The organism is Streptomyces sp. (genome assembly GCF_031178505.1).
Lineage (GTDB): Bacteria > Actinomycetota > Actinomycetes > Streptomycetales > Streptomycetaceae > Streptomyces > Streptomyces gulbargensis.
In genome coordinates, this window is record NZ_JAPSIW010000653.1 from 1 (window position 1) to 4,019 (window position 4,019).

The following is a 4,019-nucleotide window of genomic DNA, read 5'->3' on the forward strand; positions in this document are numbered from 1 at the left end:
CGGTGGCCTCGTACTGGTCGAGCTGGGTGAGAGCGACCACGGCGTTGTCGTCGTAGTACACGTCGCCGCCCGTCCCCAGGGGGGCGGGAAGGTACGACTCGTAGCCCGGGCGCTCGCCGGAGGTGTAGTAGAGCTCGGCCGTGGCGAAGCGTTCGGCCGCGTCGTGCCGGTAGGCGGCCCCGGTGTGCGGCAGTGCCTGCATGTCGACGGCTGCCTGCGCGGCCTCGCGGAACGGCCACAGGTAGGAGTGTTCCGGGTCAGCGGGCTGTCGGGGCGTGTGCTCCAGGTACAGCCCGTGGTGGCGGGCGCCTTCGTACAGGTGCTTCTGCAGCGCACGGTAGCTGGTGGTGGCGCGGTCGGCCCATTCGTGGGAGGAGACCGGGCGTGCCCGTTCGGGGTTCTGGGCGTGTGCGGGGGCGGCCGTCCAGAGCAGTCCGGCACAGAGGAGGGGGGTGGTGGCACGGGTGAGCAGCGATCGCAGCATGGTGGTTCCCTTCGCGGCGATGAGGAGGGAGGCGAGGGCGTGCGGGGCTCAGCGTCGGGTCCTGAGGATTCAGCGGTGGATCCGAGGATTCAGTGGTGAATCTTGATGCTTCAACGGTGGATCTTGAGGCTGCTGACGAAGAAGCGCTGGGCGGCGAAGAACAGCACCACGGTGGGCAACGAGACCAGGAGGGCGCCGGCCAGGACGATGGGCGGTCCGACGTTGGAGTAGTTGCCCTGCAGGTCGGCGAGCGCGGCCATGACGGGCCGGATGTTGCGGCTCGTGACCATGGTGATGCCGAACATCAGGTCGTTCCAGACCGCGACGAACTGGAACACGAACACGGCGATCATCGCGGACCGGGTCAGCGGAACGTGGATCTGCCAGAACACCCGCCACCAGGACGCGCCGTCCATTCGCGCGGCCTCCACGACCTCCCGCGGCAGGGTCAGGGCGTAGTTGCGCATGACGAAGAACGCGAACGGGACGGCGATCGCCGTGTAGATCAGCACGAGACCGAACTGGGTGTCGTACAGCGACGTGCGTGCGTACGACAGGAACAGCGGCCTGATGAAGACCTGGAGGGGCAGCAGCGTGCCGGAGTAGATCACCCAGAACCACAGGGCCTGCCGCTCGACGGGCATGATGATCGTCGCGAAGGCGGCGAAGCCGGCGAGCACCGCGGCGGCCACGGCGCTGACCACGGCGTACAGGAGGCTGTTGCCGAGTGCCGGGCCGAGGTCGGCCCTGTCCCAGGCCTGGGACATGTTGTCGAACAGTCCGAAGTCCTGGGGCAGCCAGTGCGGGCTCCCGGAGTAGTTCGCCGCGGGCACCAGCGCGTTGACGACGAGGAGCCAGGTGGGGACCAGCCACAGCGCGGCAAGTACCCCGATGGTGGCGTTGCGCAAGACTCGGCCGAGGGACATCGTCACACGCCTTTCACGTCGAGCTGGCGGCGCAGGTACAGCCAGGAGGCGGCCAGCACGATCACGGTGAGGACGACCGCGATCGCCGCTCCGGCGCCGGGCCGCAGTTCCAGGAAGGTCTCGTTGTACATGGAGACGGCCAGCGTCTCGGTGGCCCGCCCGGGGCCGCCTTGGGTGAGCACCCAGATCAGGTCGAACGACTTGAGGCCGTTGACCAGGCTCATGCCGATCACGATGATCGACACGGGGCGGAGCTGGGGCAGGACGATGTGGCGGAACTGCTGCCAACCGCTCGCTCCGTCCAGGGAGCCGGCCTCCAGGGTCTCGGGCGGGATGGACTGCAGTCCGACCAGGAAGAGGATGACGGCCACTCCGGTGGCCTGCCAGGCGTTGGCGACGATCATCACGAGTGTGTTGCCGGGCCAGGTCAACAGCCATCCCTGGGCCAGTGAATCCAGCCCGACGCCGGTCAGCACCTGGTTGACGGCGCCGTCGGTGGTGAGCATGAAGTTCCACACCACCGCCACCGCGGACCCCGACAGCGCGTAGGGCAGCACCACGCACAGCCGTGCGAGGCGGGAGAACCGGCTGGAGTCGGTCATGCAGGCGATGGCCAGCCCGAGCACGAACGGGAGCACGACCGTGCCCACCACCCACAGCAGTGTGTTCTGGATGGAGCGGGACAGGGCAGGGTCGGAGGCGAACAGCGAGTAGTTCTCGAACCAGCTGAACGGCGCGGTCCGTGTGTCGCTGAAGAAGCTGCGGTGGACGGTCCACACGAACGGGGCCAGGAGGAACAGCGTGACCAGGAGGACGGCCGGGGCCATGAAGCCGCCGGCCGCCAGGCGCTCGCGCACGGTGGCCCAGGTGTGCGCCCTGGGGGAACGCAGCGGTGCGCGCCGGGGTGCCGCCGGTCCGCCGGTCGTGGCCGGCGGGCGTCGGTCGGTCGTAGAAGTGCTCATGCTTCGTCTCGCTTCCAGGCCGCCCATTCGTCGCGTGCGCGCTCCTGCATCCGGCGCAGCGTGGTGGCCGGAGAGGTCTGCCCGGCCATGAATCCGCCGAGGTCGTTGGTGTTGCCCTGGACGAGGCTGGGCGGGCCGGACTCCCAGTAGCGCACCAGCGCCAGCCGGTGGTTGCGGGCGATGTCCCGTTGGAGACCGGCCACCACCGGGTTGCTGGAGCGCACCTCCGGGTTGGCGGAGCTGTCCTGCAGGAAGTCGCTCCACACCCGCTGGACGGACGGGTCGAGCCACGCCCCGACGTTGGCCATCGCGGCGTCGTGCGACGAGGCCCGGCTGGGCACCACGAAGACGCCCGACTCCGCTATCACGCTCTTCGGGGTGGAGGGGCGCGTCGTGGGAAGGATGAAGGCGCCGTAGTCGGTGCCCGGTTCCATGCCCGCCGCCGACATGCCGGATGCCTGCCAGGTGCCGTGCAGGAACATGCCCACCGTGCCCTCCTTCAGCGCGCCGGGGCCGCGCGCCTGGTCGAAGTCGGGGGACGTCATCCAGCCCTTGCGCATGAAGTCGTGCCAGATGTCCATCGCCTGGCGGGCCGGACCGTCGGTGTAGGAGGCCTGTCCGGCCACCAACTGCCGGTAGAAGTGCGGATCGACCTTGCTGACCAGTTCCTGGAACCACTCGATCGCCGGCCAGCCGCCCACCTGACTGGCGAGGAACGGGGTGATCCCGTTGCGCTTGAGGACTTCGGCACAGTGCAGCAGTTCGTCCCAGCTGCTCGGGGCGGACAGGTTCAGCTTGCCGAACACCGGCTTGCTGTAGAAGAGCACGTAGTACGACTCGTACAGCGGGATCCCGTAGGCCTTGCCGCGGTAGGAGACGGCCTCCCGCGATGTTCCGCGCACCCACCCCTTGGCCGCGTACTGCTGCCAGACGCGGGTCAGGTCGGTGAGCCCGCCGGCGCGCGCCAGCCGTTTGAGCTGGTATCCGGACGCCCATTTGACGAGGTCGGAGGATTTCGAGGTCTGCAGGGTCATCTGCACGACCTGCTGGTACGAGGTCACCGACGGATTCGACAGCGGCCTGAGCGCATATCCGGTGATCTTCTTCAGCTCGCGGCCGGCCGCGCGGTAACCGTCGTCCCAGGTGGCGTTGTCGTTGGAAATGCTGGTGGTCCCCGGCTGCGCGGACGTACTCGCTCCCCGCGCGCAGCCGCCCGCCGTCAGGACGGCCGCGCCGGCGGCCACCCCGGCGAGGAGTCGGCGGCGAGCGAGCGGAACGGCCCCACTGCTGGTCCTGCCCGATGCTGACATTGATCACCTTCGCGGAATCGGCCCCACTGCATGGCCAGATGTGGATCACAGGGCGCGCGGACGCCGGAGTAGCCCCGGAGCTGCCCAAGTGCGTGTGGCGTGAGGTTAACGACACCATTCCGGCGGTAGCAATACCTCAACGGGAAAAGAATCCGCAGCCATAGACGTCTCCCATTAAAAGTGCAGGTCAATGGCATCAAAGGGCCGGACCCAGCCGACAGTGCAGCCATGGACACCTTCAGCCAAGCACTGTTATCGTTAACTCTCGTCACCATGGAGCCGAGTAAGGAGCAGATGTGCCCGCGCCTCGTTCGTACGACCCCCTCCCCAGCTACCC

Annotated in this window: 3 protein-coding genes and 1 pseudogene; all 4 read right to left on the reverse strand. The window is 68.3% G+C overall.

The annotated features are described in order from the left end of the window. Positions 1 to 484 (reverse strand): annotated as a pseudogene (locus RIF68_RS29845) (glycoside hydrolase family 76 protein); the annotation flags it as partial. A 110-nt stretch (positions 485 to 594) separates the two neighbouring features. After that, positions 595 to 1,410: a carbohydrate ABC transporter permease gene (locus tag RIF68_RS29850; RefSeq protein WP_179342408.1), complete on the reverse strand. Its 816-nt coding sequence runs from the start codon at positions 1,408 to 1,410 to the stop codon at positions 595 to 597. Positions 1,411 to 1,412: 2 nt separating this feature from the next. Further along, positions 1,413 to 2,372 carry a carbohydrate ABC transporter permease gene (locus RIF68_RS29855; RefSeq protein ID WP_289908313.1) on the reverse strand — a complete coding sequence of 320 codons (960 nt, stop codon included), beginning with the start codon at positions 2,370 to 2,372 and terminating at the stop codon, positions 1,413 to 1,415. Further along, a complete protein-coding gene (locus RIF68_RS29860; protein ID WP_107477527.1) occupies positions 2,369 to 3,682 on the reverse strand; it encodes an ABC transporter substrate-binding protein in 1,314 nt (437 codons plus the stop codon). Before RIF68_RS29860 ends, RIF68_RS29855 begins: the two co-directional genes overlap by 4 nt. Positions 3,683 to 4,019: the final 337 nt, after the last annotated feature.

Bases quoted from the DNA above. Each gene is read 5' to 3' on its own strand.
- RIF68_RS29855 (WP_289908313.1), bottom strand. From the start codon at position 2,372: ATGAGCACTTCTACGACCGACCGACGCCCGCCGGCCACGACCGGCGGA.
- RIF68_RS29850 (WP_179342408.1), bottom strand. From the start codon at position 1,410: ATGTCCCTCGGCCGAGTCTTGCGCAACGCCACCATCGGGGTACTTGCC.
- RIF68_RS29860 (WP_107477527.1), bottom strand. From the start codon at position 3,682: ATGTCAGCATCGGGCAGGACCAGCAGTGGGGCCGTTCCGCTCGCTCGC.